This window comes from Terriglobales bacterium (genome assembly GCA_035764005.1).
Taxonomy (GTDB): domain Bacteria; phylum Acidobacteriota; class Terriglobia; order Terriglobales; family Acidobacteriaceae; genus Gp1-AA112.
This window is the reverse complement of the sequence record DASTZZ010000031.1, coordinates 1-26106: the sequence shown is the minus strand read 5'-3', so window position 1 is coordinate 26106 and position 26106 is coordinate 1. Positions and strand designations below refer to the sequence as shown.

Genomic DNA, 26106 nt, shown 5'->3' with positions numbered 1-26106 from the left:
ACGGCTACAACAGGCGATTACACTCATTGACGACATTGACGAATCCTTCAGCTGTTCCCGTTTTCGTCGGCGCTCACATTCGCAGGTGGAACTCTGAAACGACTTCGATGGGTCCCACGATGTTTTCATTCAGTTTCTGTAAGTCGTCCGCGGGAATCCAGTATTCCTGGTGCTCTGAACTCCCGACGATGTGAATCTCGTAATGACTCAGGAACTCAGTTCGTACGCTGAACCGCAAAACATATCCTACGAAGCCCGATGTTTCGTCTTTTGTGTTCCAGTCGCGGGCAATCTGGGTTGCGTACTGCTCATCGAGCACGGGATAGAAAATCGGTTGGTGCGACAAACGAGGCGGAAAGCTTCGAAAATCTGAACCACGAACAAGCTCAAATTCGGCCAGCCCAACAGGTCGGTACAAAGTCGAGAGTTCTGTCATTCACGTCCAGACTAAGGCTTAAACCGACGAGAACAGGCATTCTCAGTGGTGAGTGCAATCGCGATTTTTCGTCAACTATCCGGACCATTACCTGACTGGCTTATGCACACGGTCGGGGCTCGCTGATTGGACAATCTCGAGTGGTTTGCCTTTGACATCGGCTGTCGAGATAAGACCGAAGCGTGTATCACGACTATCAAACGAATAATCTCGGTTATCACCTGCGACAAACAACTTTCCAGCCGGGACCGTGACAGGACCAAACGTTTCAAGTGACTTGAGGCCGAGTGGCCGTTTTCCGATGTGCTCAATATAGGGTTCGTCCAGAAGCTTGCCATTGACAAATACCTGAAGATTACGGCCCTCAAGGGTGTCGCCGCCGATTCCAATGACACGCTTAATGAATAGCTGACCTTCCTGCGCAAAAATGACTAAGTCTCCGCGTGACACCTGAAAGGGCCGCATCTCGGCAGCAACTTTCTCTCCCTGGAGGATGGTTGGCTCCATCGCGCTATTTGGAATGGTGAAACTCCCAGTCTGGCTAGAACAGGAGACTTCGCTGAGTACAAGCATCACAAGGATAAAGCAAACGCAATGTTTCATTTGAGCCGTATATGCCATCGTAACCGTCGAGAACATGCGTTTTCACTCATTGTGAGACTGCTTACGCCATAACTGCTGCTAAGAGGTGATTTCGCTCGTGTGGGATTTTGAGTGATATGGCGAGCTATCACCAAGTGGCCCAGGTCCTCTGGTTGCGGTCCGCCGTCGCAGCACTTCTCCGCTCGCTCACAGCTTCGCTACGTCGAGAGGTGGCCCCAACCACTTCATGCCGTGGGCCTCTGCAGTTTTCGCATCCACTGGCTGCTTGCTGGAGAGCGTAAAGAAGTCTTCCATTTGGCCAGCCGGCGTGAACCCCATCAGCATCCGTCCCGGCGTCTCACCGACGTAGGCCCACACATGCGGGACATTTCGTGGCGCGAGTATGGAATCGCCGGGCCGAAGCGTGAAGCGCTCGTCGCCTACTTCGATCACGAACTTGTTGCCCTCAATGAGGTAGAACCATTCTTCTTGTGCATAGTGCAGATGGCGCACCGGCCCGCCTTGCGGAATATTGCGATGCTCTACCAGAAAGAAACCGGCTTGCGTGTCTTTGGTAAGGACCTTAAAATCCAGGTGCGTGCCTGCGCGCGGGCCATGATGCTCTGTCCCAGTAGCGTCCGCGCCCGCGGCGACAAACACTGGCTTTCCCAACGGGCTTGCAATTTCAGCAAACGACCTCGGCGCGAAAAAAGGCAGCGCCATCGCTACCTTTAGGAAATTCCGGCGTTCGACGCTGCTCATGGCCGAAATGGTACTCCCTGCTCGCAAGACCTGCACGCACGTACCGCGCACAATTCGATGCGTTGCATTTCAAATACTCAGGAAAACTTTGCGCGAACTGAGGTCTACCCACGCCTTTACTCAAGCAATTCGGAATCGAATTGCCGGTAGATGTCGTGCTGATGAGCTGGATCGTGATCGGCCTGAAGAGCGGAAATCAGACCCGCAATCCGTGGTGTGAGAATAATTAGGTAGCGGGCACCTGCTGCGGCGCTGTAGGTGTGTGGCATGCCGGCTGGTACGAAGACGGTCTCTCCTGGGCCGACGGTTTCGGTGTGGTCGGTATAGCGGAACGTCAGTTCGCCCTCGAGTACATGCCAAGCTTCGTCATCGGAATAGTGGACGTGCAGGGTTGCAGGACCACTGCCCTGCCATTCATGGACGCTGAACGAATTCCCAGAAGCGGAGAAAGCCTTTGCTTTCATCAGCAGATTTTAATCGTCTCAGCGTCAATGAGCGTAATGGCGATGTTTCGCCAATCATCTGCTGCGTTTAGCAAGCTGTTCAAAATATGACTCAAGAAGAAGATCGAGATTTTCAGAAGCTGAGATCACTCTGTCGTCAATCACTGAATCTGTTTTTGAAGGCAGGTCAAGGCAAAGAACACACACGTCGCCCTTGTTCCAGAACGCGACGCTTGCAGCAAGGCACTTAGAGTTTGCACGAATCTACTTTCCCATCAACAGGTCCGCAGCTTCGTGTGATCTGATCGAAATCTCCTGCCAATTAGGTCTGAGGCGTTCGAGATTTGCTCTGTACCAGTTCTCAATGGTCTGGACGATCGTCATTGGTTGATCTGATTGCAGATGGTGCTGCTTTGGAATTTCGATATATCAATGAGTGCTATTGCGATGTTACGACAACTCCTTGCGTCATTATTTCCGCATTGATACGCTTTTCCCCGATGCGATTAGCCCATTCGCGAAGAGCCTATTTGATCGTCGTCTGCGCATGGCTCGTCCACTCTATTTCGTGGTTCCTGCCCGTTATCAAGCTTGATGGCAAACATGGCGCGGCTTACGAACCTCTTCGCGGTTGGATCGCTTTTCGTGCGGCCCTATCGCCAGTTTTGCCGTATGGAGACCTTCACGTCGATACGTGGTATCACGTTGTCTTTTCAACCCTCAGCGCAGTGACGACCCTCCTGTTTGTGCTTGGGTCGCCGTGGGTTGCGTGGTTCGGATCGCGGCGACTGCAAACCGCGTGTGCTTTCGTTGCAGCATCTGCATTCATCTTTAACTCGTACTGGTACGTTCTTTTCCATAGCGATAAAGCTCTGAGCATAGGATACTTCCTTTGGTTGCTTTCATTCGCTTTGCTCAGCGCTGGCCTGTTCGGTCTTTCGAGCTACTGTGTAGCTGAGAAATCTGGGCAGGCGAACCGAGCCGAAACTAACTGATGAGATCAGGCATTAGCGCTCAAAACCGGTCGTGAGTGCTATGGCGATTTTTCGCCAGCCCGAGCGTCACTGCGTCACTACTGGCGTTTCCCAACCGTCATATTCACCCTCAAACTGCTTGGACAGGTGAAGAAGCTCAACGACTGTACTGTCGATGGACGCTTTCTCAATGGATTGTGTGCGAGCAACAACAATGCCGAACGGTAAATTTCCTTCCGTGGTCGATACAGAAACAATCGTGTAACCGACTGCCGCCGCAGCATCTCGAAATAGATCGCGAGAGGACACAGTACGAAAGTACATCCAATGCTGGACTTCTCTCGCCACAGTCAGCACGTCTCCCTTTTTCTCCAACACATCGAGTAAGTCCATATTCGCAATGCGTTGAAGGTCTTCCTCAGAGGGATGCAAAACGTCGAAGAACTGGTCCCACTGCGGGTCTTCCTGCTCTCCCAAGTCGAACTCGTAACCTTCAAAACCCTTCATTGCCTCCCTCACCGCATTACCGAATCCATCTTTGGTTTCAGCATAGAAGTAAAACTCACGGCGGCCCTCGGTTGTGATCCTTCCGGTTAGGATGGCTTGGCACTCGCGGGAGAGAGAAGGGGCTAGAGCGTCTTCAATTTTGTAAAGTGTGGGGGCTTCATTGCTGTCGGACAAGCCATCGGGTCGGGGCGATTCAAAGTAAACCCACACCCAGAGGAGCCAAGGCTTGGAAGACATCGGGGCGGATTCTCGAAGACCGAGGTTAACGAGGATGGACGCTAGTTTGCTGTTTACATTGCAAAGGTAGGACTTCCAGTTGTCCGCCATCTCGGTTGAATATCATAACTGTCGAAATCAGGCGTTTACACTCCCGATAGGCCAAGTCAGTGATGCGCTTGACAGGGGTGACAGTTTTTCAAAGATGTTACCTTTCTCTCAGTGTCGTGAGCAGTCTCATCGAGACCCATTCTGCTCCAGATCAGTAGTTGCCCCAGAGACGATCAGCCAAACCGGGCTGGGCCCCAATGCGGGAAAAGCACGGAAGAACGTTAGCCTTGAATTGACTCGTGCGCGCAAATGTGACACTATGTGTCACATGAGAACGATTACCATTAGGCAGCTTCACGAAGCCACTGGACGCTGGGTTCGTAGGGCGGCGGAAGGAGAGATTCACGTAACAGAGCGTGGGAGACTGATTGCTAAGATTCTCCCCGCAAAGGCTGCGCCGGCAAAAGTCTTTTTTGCCAATCCCAAATACACGCGCGCCTATCTCGCTCAACGAAAGAATCTGCAGGGCGGGACCGACTCCACTCGAATCATCGGCGAGGAGCGGGACAGTCAAGTAAAGTGATCTACTTCGACACAAGCTACCTCGTTCGTCTTTATTATGCAGATCCTGGAGCGGATGCCGTTCGCGCACTCGCGGCTACCGACAATATCGCCTGCGCTGCGCATGGCCAGGTGGAGATGATTGCAGCCTTTCATCGCAAGTTGCGCGAAGGAGCTATCAAGCCCGCCGCGTACGCCGCGCTGCTGGGCCAGCTCCGCGCTCACGATGAGGCTGGAGCTTTTCAGTGGCTGGCGCAGGGCCCCGAGATGTATGCGCGGATCGCAGGGGTTTATGCGAAGCTGCCCTCGACTGTGTATCTCCGCGCGGCTGACGCCATTCACCTCGCGACCGCAGCTGAAGCAGGATTCAACGTTATATATTCGAACGACACGCACTTGCTTGCAGCGGCAAAGCAATTCGACATTGCAGGCAAGAACGTTATCCCGTAGCTGGTACTAGCACTCCAAATCGCATCGTGAGTGAAATGGCGATTTTTCCCTAGCTAGGGTCCAACACCTACTAGGGATACTTCCGACGCGTGCAAATGCACGATCTTCCAACCTTTGTCCGTTTTCTCCAGGACGATAGTTCGCCGGTTGAGGAATCCTGGTCTATCGTCGAGATGAAATGTCGTAATCGCTATGTCTCCGAACAACTGTATTCTCAAGTCCTTTGGCTGAATGTCCATGTATGGAGGCGTAGTTTTGCCGCCGCGTATGTGTTGGAACACTGTCTTGAAAGCCTTCTCAAATTCGGCACGGCCATTGGCACGTTGCGGCACCGCACGCGGATAGAACACAGTGGCATTGTCATCGAACGCGAGCCGGAATGATTCCCAATCTAAGTCATCGAAGGCCCGAATGAAATCGCCGAGCGCCTTTCTGACATCCGTATTCGCAGGTGTAGGTTGTGATTGAGCCAAGGCTACGGGCACAAGAAGTGCGAAAGCTACGGCAAAGCGGGGAATCATAGCAGTTGAGTATAGTGGCCAGAACGGTGGCCGCTGAAACCAGGCGTTTACACACGACATGGTCATTGTATGTGCAGTCTCACCGAGGCCCATCGTGCTCCAGATCCGCAAATCTCCCCTTCCACTCGCCTCCACGCCCACGCCAAAACCGAATTGCGGAAATACTGGTCGCTTCCAAATAGAAGATCACTGCCAACGGCAAAGACAATGCCGACAATGGATTGACACGATAGAGACGCAACGTCGGCACGTATGTTCCGAACATCAATACGCAGGCGGCTACACCGATCCACCCAGCTGCGCGTTCCCCGGCGAAGACGCAAACCAGCGGCGCAACAAAGGTGAGCATCATTCCCGCGAAACAGAGGACGAGCAACAGCGCCGAATGTCGCAATTGATGAAAGGCGCTGCGCGCGATCATGTTGCGAATGTTTGCGAAGGTCCTGTAGCCACGGATGCTGCGGGTTGAGTTCGAAACTCCCAGCCAGATTCGTCCACCGGCTTGCTTCACGCGCGCAGCCAACGCGCAATCGTCAATGACGTTACTTAGAATCGCAGCGAATCCGCCTGCACGATCGAGAGCGTCAGAGCGAATGAGGATGCATCCTCCCGCGGCACCGGCGACGCGGGATCGCGGATTGCTGATGCGGGCAGGTGGATACAACAGGAAAAAGAAATAAATGAAAGCCGGGATTAAGAACTTCTCGTCGAGCGTCTCGGAGCACAGCTTGACCATGAGCGAAACAAGATCAAAGTTCCCGTGCTCGGCTTGAGCCAACATCCGCGCGAGGCTGTCGGGCGCGTGCTCGATGTCGGCATCGGTCAGGAGGAAATAATCGGGCTTAATTTGCGTGGCTGCTTCCCAGCCTTGCTGCATCGCCCAAAGTTTCCCTGTCCAACCAGTAGGCAGTGGAGCTCCGTTAACCACCGTAACTCGATTGCTCGCACCCATCATGCCGGCGGAGGCTCGCGCGGCATTGGCGGTCCCGTCAGTGCTGTTGTCATCCACTACAAATAAGCGCAGGTCGCCTTCGAATTGTTGTGTGAGCAGCGATGTGATCGCGCGACCCACTACATCGGCTTCGTTCCGCGCTGGAATGATTGCCGCCACGAGAGGACGCGTAGTGGGAGATTGATTCGGAAGTTGGAACGAACCCACTCGCCAGAAGTTTCCGTGGAAGAACGTCAGATAGAGCCAGATGATCAGGACGACGATGGAAAGAGAGAGCAAGCGGAAATCATATCGTCTGGTGGAAACCAGATCGGTTTTTGGTCACTGTGAGGTAGTTCGGCGGATGTGGTTGGGTGGAAGCCTCCGACTTCAGTCGGGGGCGCACGCCGCGAAGCCGTGCGTCTATGGAGAGCAGGGAAACCCGCGCTTTAGCGCCGGTTCACGCGCGAAGCGCGCTCATGAGAATCGGCCCCATAACCTGTTCTCATGTTTGGCAAATAGAATTCGTATGAGGTTTGAAATTGGGCACAAAAAATCATTCATAGAGCCTCGCATTTAAGACACAGAACCGCTATGTTGTACACGGGTTACATCTGGAACAATCCATGAGAAGCGCGCTTCGCGCGTGAGCCAGCGCTAAAGCGCGGCTCTTGTTCGCGTCCCACTAGACGCACGGCTTCGCCGTGCGCCCCCGACTGAAGTCGGGGGCTTCCACCCATCGGGGGCTTCCACCCAAAAACGAACTGCGGTAATACTTAGCTGCTCTAGTAGTACGGCGACGCACATTGCGTCTACCCAACTTGTAGAGGAGAGAACTGAGAATGGCTGGACGAAATCGAAAAGCTAGTTGGCTGATGGCGTTGGTGCCGATCTTCATCTCGGCCTCGAGTTTGCTCACACACGCGCAGACGCCTGCAAACACCAACTACGACGAATCCAAAGTCGGCTCCTACTCGCTTCCCGATCCGCTCACCTTTCAGAACGGAACCAAGGTCCGCAGCGCCAAAGATTGGCAGCGACGACGGACGGAACTCCTCGGATTGTTTGAAGAGAACGTCTTCGGTCGCAGCCCGAAAGCGCCGTCGTCGATCAACTACAACGTATTCGACAACGACAAGAATGCATTAAATGGAAAGGCAACGCGCAAGCAAGTCACGATTTACTTTTCGCCGAAGAAAGATGGCCCAAAGGAAGATGTACTCATCTACATTCCCAATTCGGCAAAGAAGCCGGTGCCGCTGATTCTTAGTCTGAATTTCTCCGGCAACCAAGCGGTGATCGACGATCCGGGAGTGAAGCTCGCGACCGTGTGGAATCGCACGACCCATCAGCCGAAAACCGCGAAAGAAGGCTCTCGCGGTAAGGACAAGAACTTCGAAGTCGAGAAAGTCCTTGATCGTGGCTATGGTTTCGCGACGATCAATTACCAGGACATTGAGCCCGACTTCGACGGCGGAATCTCGTATGGCATCCGGCCGCTGTTCTACAAATCTGCACAGACAGAACCTGCGCCGGACGACTGGGGTGCAATCGGCACCTGGTCCTATGGACTCAGCCGCGCGATGGACTATCTCGAAAGAGATAAGGACGTAGATTCCAGGAGAGTAGCCGTCATGGGCCACTCGCGTCTTGGCAAAACCGTGCTCTGGACCGGCGCGCAAGATCAGCGCTTTGCCATGGTGCTGGCCAGTTGTCCGGGAGAAGGCGGAGCATCGCTGGCGCGCCGCAATTATGGCGAGACTATCCGCAATCTCGTAGATCGGTTCCCATTCTGGTTCGCTGCGAATTTAAAGAAGTACGCGGACGATCCCAACCAGCTTCCCGTGGACATGCACGAACTGATCGCACTCAGCGCCCCGCGTCCGGTGTACGTAACGGGAGCGGAAGACGACAAATGGGCCGATCCCAAAGGCGAGTTTCTTGCGCTTGTTGCTGCCGGACCCGTGTACAAACTTTTAGGCGCGCAAGGACTCGGAACCGACCAGATGCCGGGGCTCAATCAGCCCATTCAGCACCCGCTCGCCTTTCACTACCGCACTGGCAAGCATGAGGTCACGGATTTCGATTGGGAGCAGTTTTTGAAATTTGCCGATGTGCATTTGAGGCGGTAAAAGAGAATAAGAGACCCGAAGGGCCGCAAGAAGCGCAGCCCAGCGGCGTAAGCCCTGGGTAGTAGTGAACGCGTGGCATGAGCCCTGAAAGGGCGGCATAGCTCCTGTTGTGAAAACAGGAATTCGTCAGCACAACATCCGCAGCAGAGGTCGCTAAGTGCCCAGAATGGGAAATAGCCGTAATGCCGCCCCTTCGGGGCTCGATCCCGTTCTTATTGCATTCCCCAGGGCTTACGCCGCTGGGCTGCGCATCTTGCGGCCTTTCAGGCCTGTCATTCTTAGCACAACGTCCTAGAGTGAGAATTTCCAAGCCCGCCTAGTAGGCAACCGAAAATTGAGCTGTTGCAGTTTCACAGTTGATGTATCCGGTCCTTTGAAAGATTGCATGTTGAGCGAAGGAGGTTTCCCGCGCGTTTCCGGGTACCCATCGAGCGCGGGGTTTGCGATCGATGGGTCGGGCGCGGGAGACCGGAGTCGAAACATCCTGTGTTTTGCTTTCATCGGAAATTTATGTCTATTTCTGCGTCCTTCAGACCCAGCGAAGAAGGCTAAACAAAAGGTCCTTCGACTCCGGTCTCCCGCGCTGGAGAAAGCGCGCGGGAACCCTCCTCCGCTCAGGACGCTGATTTCCGGAGGGGAACACAGCAATTCTGGAACCGCCCCAAGGTCTTGCTCCGGCAGGCCATGCACATTCGTTCAGGAACTCCGAAACTTTCGTTAGTCCTTTGCGTTTCAGAGAAGCGTAGAGTTCAACGGACGTTGAGCTCGCACGAGGAGAGACATGCGTAAGTACAAATTAGAGGCGGCAGCCATGGGCTTGCTGGTCGGCCTGCTCGTATTCAGCAGCGGCGCGAGCGCGCAATCGACTAGCGGTAGCGCGACTGCGACCACCACCACCCCAACCGCAAATCAATCAGACATCAACAGCGACCGTCGCGACATCCGGCATGACCGCCGCGATCTGCGCCAGGATCGCCGTGATGTCGGCAACGACAAACAAGATATCCGCCAGGATCGCCGCGACGTCCGCAAGGACGACAAAGACCTGGCCAACGATAAAACCGATGTACGCCAGGACTATAAGAACCTGAACACCGAGCGCCGCGATCGCAATCAGGATGAGCGGCAACTCGACAAGGCTCAGGCCAAGTACCGCAACGACCTCAAGAACCACGACACGGATGATCTGGCGGCTGACCGGGCGACGATCAAATCCGACCGCACGGACATCCGGGGCGACAACAAAACTATCGGCGCAGACAAGACCGATATCCGCCACGATCGAGCGGACATCAACCACGATCGTGCCGATATCCACAGCGACAGGAAAGACCTACGCCATGACTGGCGCGACGTCCACAACGATCGCAAGGACATCCGCTCCGACAAGCGCGATGTCAGGCATGATCGTCGGGACCTGCGGAGAGACAAACGAGGCAAGTAACGTTTGATGTCGTAATTTCAAATCGCGGGCTGCCATAGTCCGCGATTTTTTCGGATGCAACCGCGACAGCAGAAGTGAACGATCTTCAGGCTTTGTCGTCCTGAAGCGCCTCATTGCGCGAAGGGTTCTCCCGGAATGGCTCCAGTTGAATTGCACTCTCCAGGCTCTTGGCGCACGACGTTGGGTGTTTGGATGAGAGCCAGGGAAAAGGCATTTCCGGCTGAAACATTGCGGGAGATCCTTCGGCCCAAAAGCAGGCCTTCAGGATGACAATTCATCGAGTGCATGCCTACGCAACAACCAGAGTAACCAGAGTTAAGGTCGTGTTCCGCCGCGAACGGCGGGTTCCATCAACTGGAAGATCGTCTAGAAATAGGTACTCATCAACTCGCGCGACCATTGTGGTTGCTGGATGCTTCCTGAGGCGGGAAGAAATTCCTTCATTACAGGTTTGAGATCCAAGACAGGAGACCCGTCAAAAGCATCGAGTCCGCGGACTCGGAGCGAAAGACCTTCGACCGCAACAAGCTCGCAAATGGTCGCACCCAGGCGATTAGGGCGTTTTCGGCCGCGCTGCGCGAAGATCCCCACTCTGGGCCATCGTGGATTTTCCCTGGGATGCCGAGCTGTGTTCTCGATCTCGCTCTCCATCAATTGATCGAAGACGAAGATCACCTCCACATGAGAGAACTCTTCGAGTCCAGATAAACACGCAGGTTCAAACCGGGAATGGTCCAGAACAATCTCTGCAACCACCTCGCCCCAGTTTTCATCTCTGCCCTTGGTTATGGGCGACGTGACTCGCCCAATCGCTCCTAAAACGATTTGCTGCATGAGCAATTATCCTTCGCAGGCGTGGGCAGCGTTTTCGCTGTAGTTACTCAGGGTTTTGCTGAATGAACTCTGAGGCTGCGGACACTTCGTCCCAGCAGGAACTCTGGCGTTAAAAGGGGCGTGGACTTACGCTGCGAGATGGTTTATCGTGTGGGCCGATTTGAAGTTTGTAGTACAGGGACCGGGGGGACACGAACGACGTAAGGGCCACAACTCCTAATTCAAGCGAACCAGCGGATCGCACACTCTTCCCGGACGGAGCGCCCCAACGAGCGGCGGAGGGTAGTCGTTGGCGTCGCGCGATTTAGCTGCTGCCAGGTGCCTCCAGGTTCGGAGAGGGCTCCAGTCATGAAGTCTCCACGTTGCTTGCCCGGCATTCGGGCAGTCGTGTTTCTTTTCGTGTGCCTCGGCTTCGCCTCTTACTCCTGGGGCGATCAGCCTACTACCGCTCCGCCGCAGGTTAAATCGCAAGCTTCCGAAGCGACGATCTCCATTCCCGGCCCCCTGCGCTCGTTCCTGCGTATGGCGGGAATCAGCCAAAAAGCCTCGCAGGAAGAAGTAATTCCGCTGCTTTCTCGCAACGTGTTTCTGCTGGGATACGAAGGACCGTCGTCCCGCGTGCGTCCGACGGAATTCCTAATCCTGTTGAGCCGATACGTCCAGCAGGCCCGTGAACTCACAGTGATGGCCGGAGCTGAAGGCGTGCTGCGCGTGTCGTCGTGCGATCAGGCACGCCCCTTATTGCAGGTGCTCGGATATCGTCCACGCCTCGACTGCGGCAAACCGGGCAGCTATCTCGAGACTTCCGATCCTCAGCGCGCGTTCATCACGGTCGATTCCGGATTCCCATTGCCGGAATTGGAAAAGACTCTCGAAGGCGGCGCTCCGTTTGCTTACGACTTCCACGGCACCCGCGTCCCAGTGATCTTCGACGAAAACGAATGGACCGGCGGCAAGAACCTGCTCGACTCGCTGCTGCGCGATTCCAATCTTTCTCGCATGTACTGGGCCTTTGCGCAGATGGAGCCGGAGACGCAGAACGCACTGCGTCAAAATCCGGGTCTCAAGCGGCTCACAGCATATGCTCCTGTGCTTGATTTTTACGGCAGCCGCTTGCGCATTCAGCAGGGACACGTTCTCGTGCCCGGCGGCGCTGCCGCTGAACCGCTCTGGAAGGAGTTGGTTGGAGCCGCTCCGCAATCTTCAGGCGATTTCGTCCTTCGTTTGGTGGAAAAAGATAACGGCTGGCTGGCGGCGTACTTCGATGCTCTGTGCCGTGTCAGTCCTGAACAGCAAAAGCATTTCACCGAAGAGCGCCGTCTCAAGCCTTTCTACGAGGCCTTGCGCAAGCAGGATTCTCCACCTGCCGACGCTGCCCGCTCTGTCTTCCGTCCTGCTCCAGGGCTCCTTCTTCTGCTGACGCGAATGGAGTTTGAGGCCAATGACGAGCCCCATATCCCCGGTGGTCTGGCAAGTTGGAAAACAGTCTTCCATGAAAAGACGTACTCAGACGTTACGCGGGATTGGGGGAAAAAAGCGCACGGGTGGAATAGCCCGGAGCAATTGCTTGAGGCCTTGGTCGCGATCTCGCGCGTTGACACCGAGGCCGGTCCGCTGCAGGCATATCTGATGCTCACGGAACTGGATGAGCGCCGAGGAACCGGACACGTGCTCGGTGCCGCAACGGTTGAGCAGATGGCGTCGAAGTACAACCGCTTCGGCGATCAATATCTGATCTTCTCCGAATTTCCGACGCTCGATGATGCCTCGATAAATTCATTCCTCTCTGTCGCCGAACATCTGGATTCAATTTCGAATCACTATGTGCGCGGCAATGCGCTCGGCATGTTCGACGCCAGTGTTGGCCTGTGGCAGATCCTTGCTCGCCAACACCAGATTCCTAGAAATGATCTCAACCGGTCGTTCCAGCAGGTGGTCTACCAATTCGGGAAAGTAGCGAATTCCACCAACGTCTTCGATGCAGGACGCGAATCGTTGAAGCAAATACTGATCGCTTCAACCGGCAAACCCGATGCGTCACAGGACGGAATCGTGTCGCTCCTCGCTGGTCCTCCTCAAACTACGCCTGAAGGCCAGCAGATGCATCAGGAAGTCGCGAACCGCATGCGCTCCGTGCTCGACGCCCAGCGCCTGGTCTCGCTCGACACACTAATTCAGCTTGGCGATAACCTGCACGGAGCCGCTCGTGTGAAAGAGCGCTCGTCCGGTCTCCTGATGCTTGCCGGCGATCTGCGCGAGTTCCAGATGCCGCAGCCGATCTTCAAGAAGAGCGAGCGCGAGGAATGGGGCGCGGGTGTCTATAACAACCGCCACACCGATCTCGAGATGCAAACCGACATCTCTAAGGTCATCAAGTCTCCATCATCCGATCAACAAGTCGCTGACGCTCGCGGAGAGCTCGCATCATTTTTGCGCGACACCCTCGTCGGTTTGAACTATGCGTACTACGAGCCGCCAGGAGCGCAGATTCTTCATCACAATCCGCTCTTCGTGCGCTCGCACGATTTCTCTGGCGACACGGTTGTAGGTATGCAGCGCGCGGTCTGGCGTGCGCCGCAGTTGTTTGGCGCAGGTTCGCCGGCCGGTGGTGGCGCACATCTGGTGGGCTCGCTTGCCGACCTTCCTTATGTGCTTGCGCAGGCGGAACAGGATTTCATCACGCCGGAAAATGTTCAGGCGCTGATTTGGGGAGCAGTTGTGCCGGGAATTCTTACCAGTTCGGTCGTTCCGCGCTGGTGGGATGTCAGCCGTGAAGAACTGCATGCGGTCACGCTCTATCAGGAGATTGGGGAGCACTTGCTCACATCGTCCGCGGATAATGACGACCTGCGGATCAAAGTACTCAACGTGGTTGCGGACCGCGTCTCGCCGCGTACGCTGTTTGAGGTGCGCCAGGCATTGCGCTCAAGCGGGGCGAAAGATCCAAACACCTATCTCACGCCCGCGGACACTTTCTATTTAGCAGCGGAGTTCCAGCGCGAATATCCTCAGCAGCCGGATCTGCTGGGGCGTCCCGGCAAAGAGCTCGAGGCATTGGCGAAGGATCACGCGGATGAGGTCAGTTGGCAGCGCATCTCGCACGATTTCGGCGTACCACATCCGGTTTTGGCGCAGAATTATGGTCGCGAATTGCTTAACCTGCCGCCTTTCCCGGCGTTTATGGGCTATTCAAGCCGCTTCCTCGCTGAATCCTGGGATTCGAACAATTTGTATTGGGCGAGGCTGGCGGACGAGAAGGATTACTCCCCGGTAATGCTCAATCGCCTTGTCCCCGAGCTGACGCGGCGGATGGTGGAGAAGATCTTTGCGACCGATCTGGAAGACTGGCCGGCGTTGTTGCGTGCGGCCCGCGAAACAGGCGAAGAATTCCGCCGAGGAAAGTACGGGGCAACCCCGGTGAGCATTGCTGCAGCTCAGAATTAGGCAGGCGGAGTACAGTACGTCGGTGGATCGTAAGCGAGTTTTAAAAGGGTATCCGTATGAACAGGCGAATTGCATTACTTCTTGGATTTACATTCTTCTTCTCGGCCGGCGCGGATAGACACACGCTGGCGCAATCCTCTGCCCAGTTTCAGGTCTCAGTGGATCTGGTCCAGTTGAATGTCGCCGTCACGGACAACAAAGGCAACTACGTGACCGGACTCAAGCCGTCGGACTTTGTCATTACTGAAGACGGCATCCAGGAGAAGCTCGCGTTTTTTGGTGAAGGAAATGGACCCACGCGCAGCCTGGTCGACGTGGCGCAGGATGGAGATCCATCGAAGCCTGGAACCGAGAATTCCCCAGCTCCGCCTGCCAATGCCTCCTATGTCCCACATCCCGAAACCGGGAACGGACAGTCCTCGGATGCCCTGAGCGCAGCAATCGCAGGCGCTAACGTTTACATTCTGTTCGATACCAGCAACTACATGTATCGTGGCTTCGTCTTCGCGCAGGACGCCATCTCCGATTTCGTGCGCTCGCTGCAAAAAGCTGACAAGATCGCCTTCTACTCCTACAGCCGCGACCTCTCCCGCGCGGCTGCGCTGACCTCCGACCGCAATGACGTCGTTCGCGGTGTGCGCACCACCGTCGCCGGCGACGACGCCGCACTTTACAACTGTCTCTTGCTCACGGTGAAAGATGCAGCGCAGACGATGGGCAGAAAAGTTGTCGTGGTCTTCTCGAATGGCCCAGATAATTCCAGTGTAGTTCCACCGGAAGACGTCGCCGAACTCGCACAATCAGCCGGCATTCCGATTTACATGATCAGCACGCGCGAGGCTCGCCTCGAGCCGGTCTCGACGGCAGTGTTCGAGCGCATGACCGCTGCAACCGGCGGCAAGGCTTATTTCTCTAAGAACTGGAGAGACGAGCGCAAAGCGTTTGATTCAATTCGCGATGATCTTGGACATCTGTATTCGCTGAGTTACTACCCAAAGGCAAATCCAAATCACGGATGGCGCACCATCACCGTAAAGCTGACCGGCGAGCGTCACAATCTGCACGTTCGCACAAGAAACGGCTATCGCCCACAGCCCAGCCATTACAACGGTGGAACGGTCGCGGAGGTTTCGGCGAGCCACAGTTCGAGCGACAGATAGCGAGCGCCTGAAGAACTGCTGTCTGAAATGTTTCGCGAGATCTCTGCCCGAGGTCTCTAAAAGACGCGCTCCTGTCGGCGCAGGTTTCCAAAAGTGCCGATGTTGGCGAGGCTGAAAGCAAACCTGTATTGACTCTCATTGCGCACCGGTCCCAGCACGAAGCGCCGGTATTCGAAGTTCAAACCGCAGCAATCCCAGTTGTACGAACTTTGAACAGCCGTGTACTGCACTGAGCTGAGATTCAGGTCATATCCGACGTTTCCGGCCAATGAAAATCCACGGCGCGACGGATTGCCGAATCCGCTGGTCACGCGGAACTGATTGAACTTCAGTATTGTGGGCAAAGGACTGGAGAGAAAAACTTCGCCCGGTGTGTGCAGAAGCGCATGATTGCCCCCCACAAAAAAAGCCCCAACATGGTAGTCGAAGAAAACATTGCTGGCGTTGATCTGGCCTTTCTTGATGTCGTAATCGAGCAGCCATTGCAGGTCCGTCCGCTGACTCGTGTGAATTCGTAAGCGTGACGTGACGGGAGAAAATACCCGCGGTTCGGTAAGAAACGCGATTCCCGAAAATTCTGCCGTCGTTTGCAGCACATTGCGTACGCCGGGCACAACCGCACCGCCAAAGTACGGATCGATGAAGTATTTCTGCGCGACTTCCCAACTGAGCAACTCCGTGGCATTGCGTGTGCACGAACCATCCGCCTTCGTCGGATCGCAATTTTCGTTTCGCGGTTTGAGGTAGATGCGATTGGTAATCGCGTACTCGACTTCATTCGTGTCGCTCAGAATATCGGAGCTGTCGAAGCGAATGACGTTCAAGAAATTGTTGATGCCGCTTACGTAGTCGTACGTGATCCGCGGCTCAATGGTGTGTTTCAGCGCTTTGCCGAAAATGCCCTTCTCATAGATTTTTTCCAGACGCGGCGGACGGATTTCCAGTTCGCCTTCAAAATCTTTCCTGTTCAGCGGATCGTTAACCGTGGTCCCAATACTGAACGGAGTCTCCGGAGTTTTGTGCTGGGTGTAATAAGTATCGCGAACGGCCACCGAGGGGCGGAACGTCCAACCACGCAGGAACAGGGGCAAAGCCAGACGCGGGTGCGCGTCGAGTCGCCCGACGAGATTGGCCGAGCTGAATGTCGGACTGCGACGAGAGAGTCCGGTGCCTTCAGCATCGAATCCGGCAACGAAAGGAGTGTTGAACAATTGTCGATCGACAGAATCCACATCGATGCTGGGTACATGCAGGATGCTGAATAAGTCACCTTTGTTCGTGCTCTGAAAATTCTGGTAGCGCTGCGCCAGTGCGCCAATGAAGTAACCGTTGTAATCGCGGTTGACGAACACATCAGACTTCACCTCGGAGTTGACGGCGGCGGTGAAGTTTTCCGCAAAAGCCTGACGGAATAAGTAGCTGCTCAGGTACTCGATATTGGCAACGCCGCGAATGTTGTGCGGAAGATTCTGCTCAGCCTGCAGATGGACATCCTGTCCACCCTGATCCACGTGAGCCGGACCAGCTCCGCGATCGACGACTCCGAAGTACGTAGCGGCAATGAAGGAGTCTGGACCGGTTAACTCGCGAAAATTCCCGTGCTGTGCATATCCGCGCTTGGAGAGATATTCCAGTCCAATCGTCGCATCGGTGCTGCGATTGATCGCCCAGAAATAGGAATCGCCGATGATGGTGCCCTTTACCGAAGACTGCCCAAAGCTGGGAATCAGAAAGCCTGATTGTCGGCCGACATTCTCAACCGGGTGTTCCACAAACGGAAAGTACAGAATGGGAACTCGCATCAGGCGGAAAGTGGAGTTGTGCAGCTTGGCGAGATCCCCGATCTCGAAGTTCACTCGCTCCGCGCTGAAGGTCCACTTCGGATGCGGAAGTTCGCAGGTGGTAATGCTGCCATGTTGAATCGTGAACCGGTTCGGTCCAACTTTGTCGACTTCGCGTCCACTAAACGTAAATGGGTTGGAGGTAGTGAGCAGTGCTTTCCGCGAACCCAGCTTTAGGCCGGTCGTGCCGTGCACGTCGTAAAACTTGCCCGTACCCTCGACCACGTTGTACTCCGCGTGCGTGGCCTGCATATTGATGTTGTAGTCCCCTCCGACGAGCCTCACATGGCCAGTAGCGGTCGATTCACCGGTGTCCTGGTTGTAGCTGATCTCATCGGCATAGAGGACGTAGTCGCGAAAATCGATCTGCGCCTCGCCGTGCAGCATGTACGTGTTGCCTTTTTGCTCAAATTGATTTGCGACGATGTAGACCGGCTCGCCGCGATATTTCAACATCGCCGACGCGCGGCCTTTGGGTTCCGGCTTTTTGGCCTGCGGCTCCTGCGGAGTTTGCATTTCGGACGCTGTAGTTGCACTAGCAGTAGTGAGACCGAGGATTGGAACCAGCAGTAGCACCTGACAAACCGCGAGCGTCGTGTTAACAACAAGATTGCGGCGGAAAATCATCCGAATCGCTGAACTTAGCACGTGGGCTGGAAGGCGTGCAAAAGCAGCAGCCGCTCCGCTGGGACCCTACCGATATGGCTTGTCCGCGATGTGGCAGTGATTGCACCTGCGCCTGTTCTGGCGATCCTCTTCCTGCGCAGGATTGGCGTCGGCAAGTTTCTCTTCAGGTCCGCGCCCACAACGCGCGCAAACGTCGCCGACTCGATCCCGACGCCCCGCTGCTGGATTTCGATGCAGAGCCGGCAGAACCCGAACGGGAGATCGAGCCAGCCAAGACGCGAACCTCATGGTGGAACCAGGAGCCAGAGAGCGCTGCGGCCCCGAGTCCAATCGCAGAGCCGCTTCCCGAGCCTGTAATTTCGACGCGAGCGGAGTTCGAGCACTCACTTGCGCAATCCATCGCCGATGATCCGATTGAATATGCTCCCGAACCAGAAGTTGAATTCCACGAGCCCGCGCCGTTACCGCCATTTCCGCGGATTAACGAACGCGTCAAGAACGTAATCGAATTTCCGCGAGCGCAGCACTATCACGAACTCGCCGAACCTGTCTCGGATCAGCTGCGCATCTTCGAAGCCGACGAAGAGCTTCTTCCGCCTCCGCCGAATCCGCTGAGCGCAATCGAGATTGCACCCGAGGCGCCGGTACACGTCTTAACCGCAGAACTCGAAGTACCTTTGCAGACCGCGTCGATGGAGCAGCGCGTTTATGCCTCGGCAGTCGACGGCGCAATCATGCTCGCGGCCATCGCCGTCTTCGGCGTCGCATCCCAGTTCTTCGCCGCGTCGCTGCCCATGACCAAGCCGCTGATTGCCAGCGCTGCAATCTGCATTATCTTGCTGTTGGGGATCTATTACTTCCTCTCGCTTTCTTTCAGCCTCAGCACTCCGGGAATGCAAGCCTCAGGACTGCAGCTTCGGACATTTGACGGGCAAGCGCCGTCGCGAGCGCGCCTACGCTGCCGCGCGATCGCGACTGTGCTGTCGTTCGCGGCACTAGGAATGGGATTCGCCTGGGCGCTGATCGATGAAGACCGTCTCTGCTGGCACGATCGCATCACCCACACCTATCTCACGCCGAAGCAGTCGCTTGAATCTTGAATCAAGCTGCTCGCGAAAACAGCGTAAAAAACAGCGTAATTTTCGGATGATTCGGACTGAACTGCGGATAATTTCTCGCAAATCGCTGACGGGAAATTGCTTATCGGAGCCCTGCATTTTTTGCCTACATTCGGAACAGCGAAAAGCAGCGTAATAACAGCGTAACCGCCGGCCCGCGCGGCTCGAAGGTCTGTCGTCCCAGATTGGAACTCATCAGGGACTCGGACGCATCTCTTAACAGATGCTTCCAGCGGAGAAAAGTCCGCAAAATTTTCACAGCACCTGCACGATCAATCGATGGCTTTTGATCCGTGCATTTCCCGCCTTGGTATACACCGGCGATTCGGATTGGGCAATGATAGTCCTCCGACCACATCTTCAATTACTGTCACCCTGAAGCGCTTCCTTTGCGCGAAGGATCTCCCGGAGTGTGGCGGACTGAATTGCGGTTTCCAGGCTCTTGGCCCATCAATGCAGGTTTTCTGGTGAGAGCCAAGCCACAGCATTCCAGGTTGAAGCATTGCTGGAGATCCTTCGGCCAAAAGCGGGCCTTCAGGAAGACATAATTAACGGCATCTCCGGGCTCACGTTCAAGAGTTCGAGCAAGAACTGGGTGTTCATTCGCTCGCCGGAACAGCGCTGCGCTTCTTTCCCCAGCGGCGCGGCTGCTGATAAGATATTTATTTCCAGTCAGAACTAATCGCGCCCTTGTTGTTCATCGCGGCGCTTTTCATTGGAGAGAAACAGAAATGGCATACGTAATCGCAGAACCCTGCATAGGCACCAAGGACACAGCGTGCGTCGATGCATGCCCGGTGGACTGCATCCATCCAAAGAAGGATGAAGGTCCCCACGCTGAAGCGCAACAGCTTTTCATCGATCCGGTCGAGTGTATCGACTGTGGTGCATGCGTTCCTGTCTGTCCGGTGTCTGCGATCTTCGCTGCCGATGATCTGCCCGACAAGTGGAAGGAATACGAAGGCAAGAACGCGCAGTATTTCGGTCGCTGACGATTACCCAGCATTTGCACCGCAGAAACCCGGCCGTGAGGTCGGGTTTCGTGTTTGCGGTCGCTCTTTTTTGTCATTCCGAACGGATGCTCACGCATCTTTTTGCGTGAGCAGGAGTGAGGAATCCCTACGTACTTATACAAGCTTTGGGAGAGATTCTGGAAGTCGATAGGGATTCCTCCGCCAACATCAGGCGTTCGGAATGACAGAGCGCCATGCAGGCTTAGCCAACTGCTGCGTTCCTGGTCGGCGCTTAGGGATAATTTAAAATCCCCCTCGAGGTCAGCGCCGTGCTAAAGCAGTCAGAAGCCATCGTGCTGCGGACATATCCGCTGCGGGAAGCTGACTTGCTGGTGACGCTCTTCACCCGCGAAGAAGGCAAGATTCGCGGCGTAGCCCGCTCGGCGAAGAAGTCGAAGCGCAGATTCGGAGGAGCGCTCGAACCGCTGACGCGCGTTCGCGCTTACTACGATCAAAAGGCCGGCCAGGAACTGGTCCGCCTCGACTCCTGCGACGTGCTCGAGTCGCCATTGATGCATGCCATCGACTACGAGCGTTCCGTGGCGCTGGCCTACGTTGCTGAAGTGCTTGATGGCTTGCTCCCGGATCACGACGCCAACGACGCGGTTTTCAGACTTACGCTTTCCATACTGCCGCGAATCGAAGCCGGAGAAATCTGGATGCCGCTCACGTACTTCGATCTCTGGATCACGCGCCTTATGGGCCTGCTTCCCGATCTGGGAGCCTGCATCGTGTGCGGCGACGAGCTGAACGGGACGGGACGTGTGTACTTTCATGCGCTAGCCGATGGCTTGATGTGCGCGACGCACAAACGCTTGGCGAGTTCAGAGATGTCGCTGGCATCGCGCCAAATGGCCACCGAGATGTTCCGCGCTCCCGTCGATGTCTTCGCCAACGAGCCCTGGAAGCGTCAGCGCGGCGCCGATCTGAGAAAATTTCTGGCACAGTGCATCGAACGCCACATCGAAGGTAAGCTGGTAACGAGCGTAGCGTTGGGCAAGTTAGACTGAAGCCTGTGGGTTATTTCGTGATTGTGTGATTTCGTGATTTGCAAATCGCGAAATCGCGAAATCAGGAAATCACGAAATTCAAAACGCTGAAAACGAAAATTGTACGTCCCATCAACAATGGCGAAATCGAAGCCCGCGCTGAGTTTTCAAGACCTCATCCTCAAGCTCCAGACCTTCTGGGCTGAGTACGGTTGCGTGCTGCAGCAGCCCTACGATCTCGAAGTGGGCGCCGGAACCATGTCGCCGGAAACATTTCTGCGCGTGCTTGGGCCGAAGCCGTACCGTGTTGCCTATCTGCAGCCCTCGCGACGTCCGGCCGACGGACGCTACGGCGAGAATCCCAATCGTCTTTATAAGCACACGCAGCTTCAGGTGATCCTCAAGGCGCCACCGAATGATGTGCAGGAACTTTATCTGCGCTCGCTCGAAGCCATCGGGATCGATCTGCGCCAGCACGATATCAAGTTCGAGGAAGATAACTGGGAGTCGCCTACACTTGGCGCGTGGGGAATCGGCTGGCAGGTGATGCTCGACGGACTTGAGATCACGCAGTTCACTTATTTCCAGCAATGCGGCGGAATCGACCTCGATCCGATCTCGGCGGAGCTGACCTATGGGCTCGAACGCCTCGCAGCGTTTCTACAGGATGTGGACAGCATTTACGACATCGTCTGGTCACGCGGCGCAGACGGCAAGCCAGTCACCTATGGCGATGTACGCCTGGCCGAAGAGCTGCAGCTTTCCGTGTACAACTTTGAAGCGGCCGACGTGCAGAAAGCCTGGCAACACCTGCAGCTCTTCGAGGCCGAGTGCAAGGCGCTGATCGATGGATACGCCTCGGCGAAGAAGCGGGCTGAAGATAGTGGCGATACAGAGTCACTTCGTCGCTATCCCGTTTTGGGAGCCTTTGACCTTTGCCTCAAGTGTTCGCATCTGTTCAACATCCTCGATGCGCGAGGCGCGATCTCAGTAACCGAGCGAGTCGGCGTGATCGCCCGCATTCGAACCCTTGCTGTAGGAGTGGCGAAAGCATATTTGGACCAGCAGCAAGCAGCAGTGCGAGGAAGTGAAGCGCGACGCGAAGTCGCAGTTTAATCGCCCGCTGGGTTAACACGAAGGTCACGGAGTAGAAAATCAAGGTCACGGAGCTTCGTGTACTTCGTTCACCTTTGTGACCTCCGTGTTAACCCCCGGTCCGTCGAAACGAAAATGCCCGATCTATTGCTCGAAATAGGCTGCGAAGAAATTCCGGCGCGCATGATCGATGCGGCGCGTGAAGAGCTCGCTAAGCGCGTCTCCGATCTGCTGCAGCGCGAGCGCCTTGTTCAAGGCCGAGCTGCTCTAACTGCATTCTCCACTCCGCGTCGCCTTGCCGTAGTTGCACGCAACGTCGAATCGAAACAGGCGGACGTAAAGGAGTTGATGGAGGGTCCCGCAACCAAAGTCGCATACAAAGATGGAAATCCCACTCCCGCGGCTGAGGCCTTTGCTCGCAAAGTTGGAGTAGAGGTCAGCAAGCTCGAGCGCATCACCAAACCGAAAGGCGAGTACGTTGCCGCAACGGTGATCCGCAAAGGCCGAAGTGCCGCCGAGCTTCTCGCCGAAGCGTTACCGAAAGAGCTGAACGCTCTCTATTGGGCGAAGAATATGTATTGGCGAGGCGGCAAGCCGGAGCGCTTCGTGCGTCCCGTCCGCTGGCTCGTCGGACTTCTCGACAGCGAAGTATTGCCGCTCGAATACGCCGGTGTGCGTGCGGGAAAGAAATCTCGCGGACATCGGATTCTCGCTGCTTCGGAAGTCACGATATCGTCTCCAGCCGCCTACGACGGGGAACTGAAGACGAGCAAAGTAATCGTCGATCCCGCCGAGCGCGAGAAGCAGATTCGCAAAGCACTCGATGCGGCGACGCGCACCGTCTCCGGAGCGCGCTGGCGAGAAGATGCAGCTTTGCTCAACACGGTCATCAACCTCACAGAATTTCCCGGCGTAATCCTCGGAAATTTCGATCAGGCATTTCTTTCGCTTCCCGAAGAAGTGCTGGTGACAGTAATGCGCGATCACCAGAAATATTTCGCGATTGAGAGCGCAAACGGAAAACTCGCACCGCACTTCCTGGCCGTGCTCAACACCGATGGTGATCACGACGGCATCATTCGCCACGGCAACGAGCGCGTACTGCGCGCCCGCTTTAACGACGCGCAATTCTTCTGGCAGGCCGATCAAGAGATTCCCCTCGCGCAGCGGGTCGAGATGCTGCGCAGCGTCACCTTTCAAAAAGACCTGGGCAGCTACTGGTCCAAAACAGAACGCATACGCGCCGTGGTTGCTGCGCTTGCCGAGCGACTGGCTGCTTCTGGCGCTTCGCTCGATCGAAAAGCTGCCGATCAAGCTGCCCAACTCGCGAAAACCGATCTAACCACCGAACTGGTGAAGGAATTCACCGAACTCCAAGGAGTGGTTGGCGGACTCTACGCCAAAGCGCAGCATCACAGCCATGCAGTCTGCGATGCCATTTACGATCACTATCGTCCCGAATCATCGGATGATCCCGTGCCGCGTTCCCTGGAAGGCGCATTAGTTTCGATTGCAGATAAAGCCGACAGCATTGCGGGAATGTTCGCTCTCGGTCTGCAGCCCACTGGGTCGAAGGATCCATTCGCGCTACGCCGACAGGCAAATGGAATCGTCCGCATCCTGGCTGAACACAAGCTGCCGCTGCGTGTCAGTGAAATTTTCGCGGCTTCGCTTCAGCAGTATCGCGCCTCGGCCGAACTGAAAGGAAAGCTTTCGCACTTAGAGAACGCCGGCAAGACGATTTCGGAATTCTTCCGCGAGCGCCTGGAGTTCTATCTCCGCGATCTGCGCGGCTTTGGCTACGACGTGGTCAACGCCGTTCTCGCCGCCGGTTCGGATGATGTAGTCGACGCTATCGCGCGCGCGGAGGCAGTAACCAACATCCGTCCTACCGAAGACTTCATCGCCATTTCCATGGCATTCAAACGCATCAAGAACATCCTTCGCCAGGCGCAGGAGAGTGGGAAGAAGTGGCCAGAAGAATTCAAGCCCGCCGATCTCATGGATCAGGCAGAAAAAGAACTGGCAGCCCGCGTCGGGGAAGCCCGCACTCGTGTTCAGTCTTTACGACGATCGAAGCAGGAGCGGGAGGCACTAGCGCACATTGCTCAACTGCGTCCTGTGGTGGATACGTTCTTCGACAAAGTGATGGTCATGGTCGATGACGAAAAGCTCCGCTCGAACCGCCTCGCACTGCTGGCGACCATGCAACGAAGTTTTTCAACGATCGCGGACTTCTCCGAGATTGTCGCGGAGAAGTAGTCGGCTCGCAGAACTAAGCGCGTTTCAGGTAGGCAAAAAGCGCGACAACAGCCACGAACACATCAAAGATGAGACCGAGAGGGTGATAAACGTCGTACCAGATATTCAAGCCAACTATTGCGGCTGCGATGACCCACAAACCCGGTGTGCTCTCGAACCTAGTCTGGTGCACTGGCATAGTCCCCGATTAGTGATGGATTCTTGTTATTGTTTTTAGCCGAAAGCCGAGTGCCGACTGCCGAGTTTTACTGCACCTTCTGCAATCGCGCAATCAGCTTCTGCACCAGGTTCTCCTCCGAGTCCGACCACAGCACGCGCCCGCTGATTCCACAGTGCTTCTCGACGGCTGACGTAAACGCAACCAACTTCTGGACATTCGCTTTCACGCGGTCTTCGCTCGGCTGATCGAGATCGAGCTCTTCGTGTAAGAAGGGAGTATCGAGTCCGAAGTCGATCTCAATATGGCCGTGCTCCTGATAAATCCCGTCCTCGAAGTCGGTTCCGTGGACCTCGAACTTCACCGCCTGCGGCGTGAGTCGCCAGGTGGTGTCGAGCCCACCTCCCGTTTCGGGACTCCACAAATCCCACATGGCCTCGAATTCATAAGCATGATCGGAGTGAACATGCTCAGAAGCAAGCTCGACCGCCTGCTCGGGCGTAGCGCGATAATCGAACGTCTGCTCGAACACTGGAGGCTCGTTCCACGAGATGCCATGCACGGCTAAATATCCGATACCGGGCCGCCCGGTCGAAAACGGGAACTGCCGCAGCACGGAGAGAGCCCGCGGCATCATCTCTGCTTCGCCAAAACTAGGAAACCAGAGACTGAGGTAGAGACGGTCGGCCATGAACGGTTATTTTAGCGGTTTGGCAGTCGGCACTCGGCGGTCGGCATCCGGTAGTCGGCCAAAACACCTGCGAGTTTCACCACGGAGCCACGGAGAACACGGAGCTTTGATTACCCGCCCAATCCATAGCGCTGTGAATTCGTGCGAGCTCTTCGTTCTGCTGTTGACCTAAGCCGAGTGCCGCCTCATATGCGATACTGATAAAGCACGAACGTCAGCCCGCCTGCCGTTCGCCCAAAGCCCCGCCACCAGCGTCCCCGTCGTCTAGCCCGGCCTAGGACATCGCCCTTTCACGGCGGTAACACGGGTTCAAATCCCGTCGGGGACGCCAAACTTCACCGCATTCGTCGGGCATTTCTGGGCTAAGCAGTTCGCCACGCTCTGCAGAGGCAATTGTCAGGAATGTGCCTGTTTCCGCGCGCGCTTCGCTTTTAAGGCACTGCGATGACGTTTTGGCGTCGGTTTTCGGCCTGGCTGGATAAGTACCTCTGCAGGAATCTTCAGACGGCTGTTAAGCTTTCGAATCATGTTCAGTGATAACTGGCGATCTCCCCGCATCACCTCGTAAACGCGCGTCCGCTGTCCGATGACCCCAATCAGCGAACGATAATCCTTTCCACTCTGCTCCAACCGAAACTTGATAGCGTCGATCGGGCTGGGGCGATGTATAGGGTAAAGTTCCCGTTCGTAGGCTTCGATGAGAGTTGTGAGGATCTTGAGTTCCTCGCCTTCTTTGCTGCCGATAGGGGCTCCCCAAAGTTCTTCGATGCGGCGGAGAGCATCGTTGTAATTCTCTTCATTCTTGATCGGTTTTATGTCCATATTTCACCGTCTTGACGTCAATTGTAGTGATTGATGCTTCTAG

24 protein-coding genes and 1 tRNA gene are annotated in these 26106 nt (G+C 55.6%); 13 read left to right on the top strand and 12 right to left on the bottom strand.

Annotation, left to right across the window (positions count from 1 at the left end; genetic code table 11):
* Positions 1–73 precede the first annotated feature (73 nt).
* The 4 genes from VFU50_05385 to VFU50_05370 all read right to left on the bottom strand — a co-directional run bounded on the left by VFU50_05385 (position 74) and on the right by VFU50_05370 (position 2244).
* Positions 74–346, bottom strand: a complete 273-nt coding sequence (locus VFU50_05385) for a hypothetical protein (GenBank protein ID HEU5232271.1) — start codon at positions 344–346, stop codon at positions 74–76.
* A 177-nt stretch (positions 347–523) separates the two neighbouring features.
* Positions 524–1075 (bottom strand): signal peptidase I, encoded by a 552-nt coding sequence (gene lepB, locus VFU50_05380; GenBank protein ID HEU5232270.1) that lies wholly within the window; start codon positions 1073–1075, stop codon positions 524–526.
* 150 nt (positions 1076–1225) lie between these two features.
* Positions 1226–1780, bottom strand: a complete 555-nt coding sequence (locus VFU50_05375) for a cupin domain-containing protein (protein HEU5232269.1) — start codon at positions 1778–1780, stop codon at positions 1226–1228.
* A gap of 116 nt (positions 1781–1896) precedes the next feature.
* The gene (locus tag VFU50_05370) at positions 1897–2244 is read right to left on the bottom strand and encodes a cupin domain-containing protein (protein ID HEU5232268.1); all 348 of its coding nucleotides are present in this window, start codon (positions 2242–2244) and stop codon (positions 1897–1899) included.
* A gap of 509 nt (positions 2245–2753) precedes the next feature.
* On the opposite strand from VFU50_05370, the gene VFU50_05365 reads away from it, so the two are divergent.
* Entirely contained in the window at positions 2754–3218 is a 465-nt protein-coding gene (locus tag VFU50_05365; protein HEU5232267.1) for a hypothetical protein, read from the top strand.
* Between the two features lie 66 nt (positions 3219–3284).
* Here the strand turns inward: VFU50_05365 and VFU50_05360 are convergent, their stop codons facing one another.
* On the bottom strand, positions 3285–4031 hold the full coding sequence (locus VFU50_05360; GenBank protein ID HEU5232266.1) for a DUF695 domain-containing protein: 747 nt from the start codon (positions 4029–4031) through the stop codon (positions 3285–3287).
* Between the two features lie 268 nt (positions 4032–4299).
* Here VFU50_05360 and VFU50_05355 point away from each other — a divergent pair, with 268 nt between their 5' ends.
* Together VFU50_05355 and VFU50_05350 are read left to right on the top strand one after the other, a co-directional pair.
* Complete coding sequence (locus VFU50_05355; protein HEU5232265.1) at positions 4300–4554, top strand: hypothetical protein; 255 nt, start codon at positions 4300–4302, stop codon at positions 4552–4554.
* On the top strand, positions 4551–4982 hold the full coding sequence (locus VFU50_05350; GenBank protein ID HEU5232264.1) for a type II toxin-antitoxin system VapC family toxin: 432 nt from the start codon (positions 4551–4553) through the stop codon (positions 4980–4982). Before VFU50_05355 ends, VFU50_05350 begins: the two co-directional genes overlap by 4 nt.
* A gap of 53 nt (positions 4983–5035) precedes the next feature.
* On the opposite strand, the gene VFU50_05345 is transcribed toward VFU50_05350, so the two are convergent.
* Positions 5036–5503 carry a nuclear transport factor 2 family protein gene (locus VFU50_05345; GenBank protein ID HEU5232263.1) on the bottom strand — a complete coding sequence of 156 codons (468 nt, stop codon included), beginning with the start codon at positions 5501–5503 and terminating at the stop codon, positions 5036–5038.
* Between the two features lie 79 nt (positions 5504–5582).
* Complete coding sequence (locus tag VFU50_05340; protein HEU5232262.1) at positions 5583–6734, bottom strand: glycosyltransferase; 1152 nt, start codon at positions 6732–6734, stop codon at positions 5583–5585.
* A gap of 542 nt (positions 6735–7276) precedes the next feature.
* Between VFU50_05340 and VFU50_05335 the strand changes: the two genes are divergently transcribed.
* Positions 7277–8566, top strand: a complete 1290-nt coding sequence (locus tag VFU50_05335; GenBank protein HEU5232261.1) for an acetylxylan esterase — start codon at positions 7277–7279, stop codon at positions 8564–8566.
* 781 nt (positions 8567–9347) lie between these two features.
* Positions 9348–10010 carry a hypothetical protein gene (locus VFU50_05330; GenBank protein HEU5232260.1) on the top strand — a complete coding sequence of 221 codons (663 nt, stop codon included), beginning with the start codon at positions 9348–9350 and terminating at the stop codon, positions 10008–10010.
* Positions 10011–10376: 366 nt separating this feature from the next.
* Here VFU50_05330 and VFU50_05325 read toward each other — a convergent pair whose 3' ends face one another.
* Positions 10377–10844, bottom strand: coding sequence for a TrmO family methyltransferase (locus VFU50_05325; protein ID HEU5232259.1), 468 nt, complete (start codon positions 10842–10844; stop codon positions 10377–10379).
* A 348-nt stretch (positions 10845–11192) separates the two neighbouring features.
* On the opposite strand from VFU50_05325, the gene VFU50_05320 reads away from it, so the two are divergent.
* Together VFU50_05320 and VFU50_05315 are read left to right on the top strand one after the other, a co-directional pair.
* Positions 11193–14288, top strand: coding sequence for a hypothetical protein (locus VFU50_05320; protein ID HEU5232258.1), 3096 nt, complete (start codon positions 11193–11195; stop codon positions 14286–14288).
* Between the two features lie 56 nt (positions 14289–14344).
* Entirely contained in the window at positions 14345–15448 is a 1104-nt protein-coding gene (locus VFU50_05315; protein ID HEU5232257.1) for a VWA domain-containing protein, read from the top strand.
* 56 nt (positions 15449–15504) lie between these two features.
* Here VFU50_05315 and lptD read toward each other — a convergent pair whose 3' ends face one another.
* Positions 15505–17916 (bottom strand): LPS assembly protein LptD, encoded by a 2412-nt coding sequence (gene lptD / locus VFU50_05310; GenBank protein ID HEU5232256.1) that lies wholly within the window; start codon positions 17914–17916, stop codon positions 15505–15507.
* 35 nt (positions 17917–17951) lie between these two features.
* Here lptD and VFU50_05305 point away from each other — a divergent pair, with 35 nt between their 5' ends.
* The 5 genes from VFU50_05305 to glyS all read left to right on the top strand — a co-directional run bounded on the left by VFU50_05305 (position 17952) and on the right by glyS (position 24393).
* The gene (locus VFU50_05305) at positions 17952–19016 is read left to right on the top strand and encodes an RDD family protein (GenBank protein ID HEU5232255.1); all 1065 of its coding nucleotides are present in this window, start codon (positions 17952–17954) and stop codon (positions 19014–19016) included.
* Positions 19017–19765: 749 nt separating this feature from the next.
* Positions 19766–20026, top strand: a complete 261-nt coding sequence (locus tag VFU50_05300; GenBank protein HEU5232254.1) for a ferredoxin family protein — start codon at positions 19766–19768, stop codon at positions 20024–20026.
* Positions 20027–20316: 290 nt separating this feature from the next.
* Entirely contained in the window at positions 20317–21057 is a 741-nt protein-coding gene (gene recO / locus VFU50_05295) for a DNA repair protein RecO (protein ID HEU5232253.1), read from the top strand.
* 117 nt (positions 21058–21174) lie between these two features.
* Complete coding sequence (locus VFU50_05290; GenBank protein ID HEU5232252.1) at positions 21175–22152, top strand: glycine--tRNA ligase subunit alpha; 978 nt, start codon at positions 21175–21177, stop codon at positions 22150–22152.
* 114 nt (positions 22153–22266) lie between these two features.
* Positions 22267–24393 carry a glycine--tRNA ligase subunit beta gene (glyS, locus tag VFU50_05285; GenBank protein ID HEU5232251.1) on the top strand — a complete coding sequence of 709 codons (2127 nt, stop codon included), beginning with the start codon at positions 22267–22269 and terminating at the stop codon, positions 24391–24393.
* A 13-nt stretch (positions 24394–24406) separates the two neighbouring features.
* On the opposite strand, the gene VFU50_05280 is transcribed toward glyS, so the two are convergent.
* A complete protein-coding gene (locus tag VFU50_05280; GenBank protein ID HEU5232250.1) occupies positions 24407–24571 on the bottom strand; it encodes a hypothetical protein in 165 nt (54 codons plus the stop codon).
* Positions 24572–24638: 67 nt separating this feature from the next.
* A complete protein-coding gene (locus VFU50_05275) occupies positions 24639–25241 on the bottom strand; it encodes a hypothetical protein (protein HEU5232249.1) in 603 nt (200 codons plus the stop codon).
* 253 nt (positions 25242–25494) lie between these two features.
* Here VFU50_05275 and VFU50_05270 point away from each other — a divergent pair.
* Positions 25495–25572 (top strand) — tRNA-Glu (locus VFU50_05270).
* Positions 25573–25637: 65 nt separating this feature from the next.
* Here the strand turns inward: VFU50_05270 and VFU50_05265 are convergent.
* Positions 25638–26063 (bottom strand): transcriptional regulator, encoded by a 426-nt coding sequence (locus tag VFU50_05265; GenBank protein ID HEU5232248.1) that lies wholly within the window; start codon positions 26061–26063, stop codon positions 25638–25640.
* Between the last annotated feature and the right edge of the window lie 43 nt (positions 26064–26106).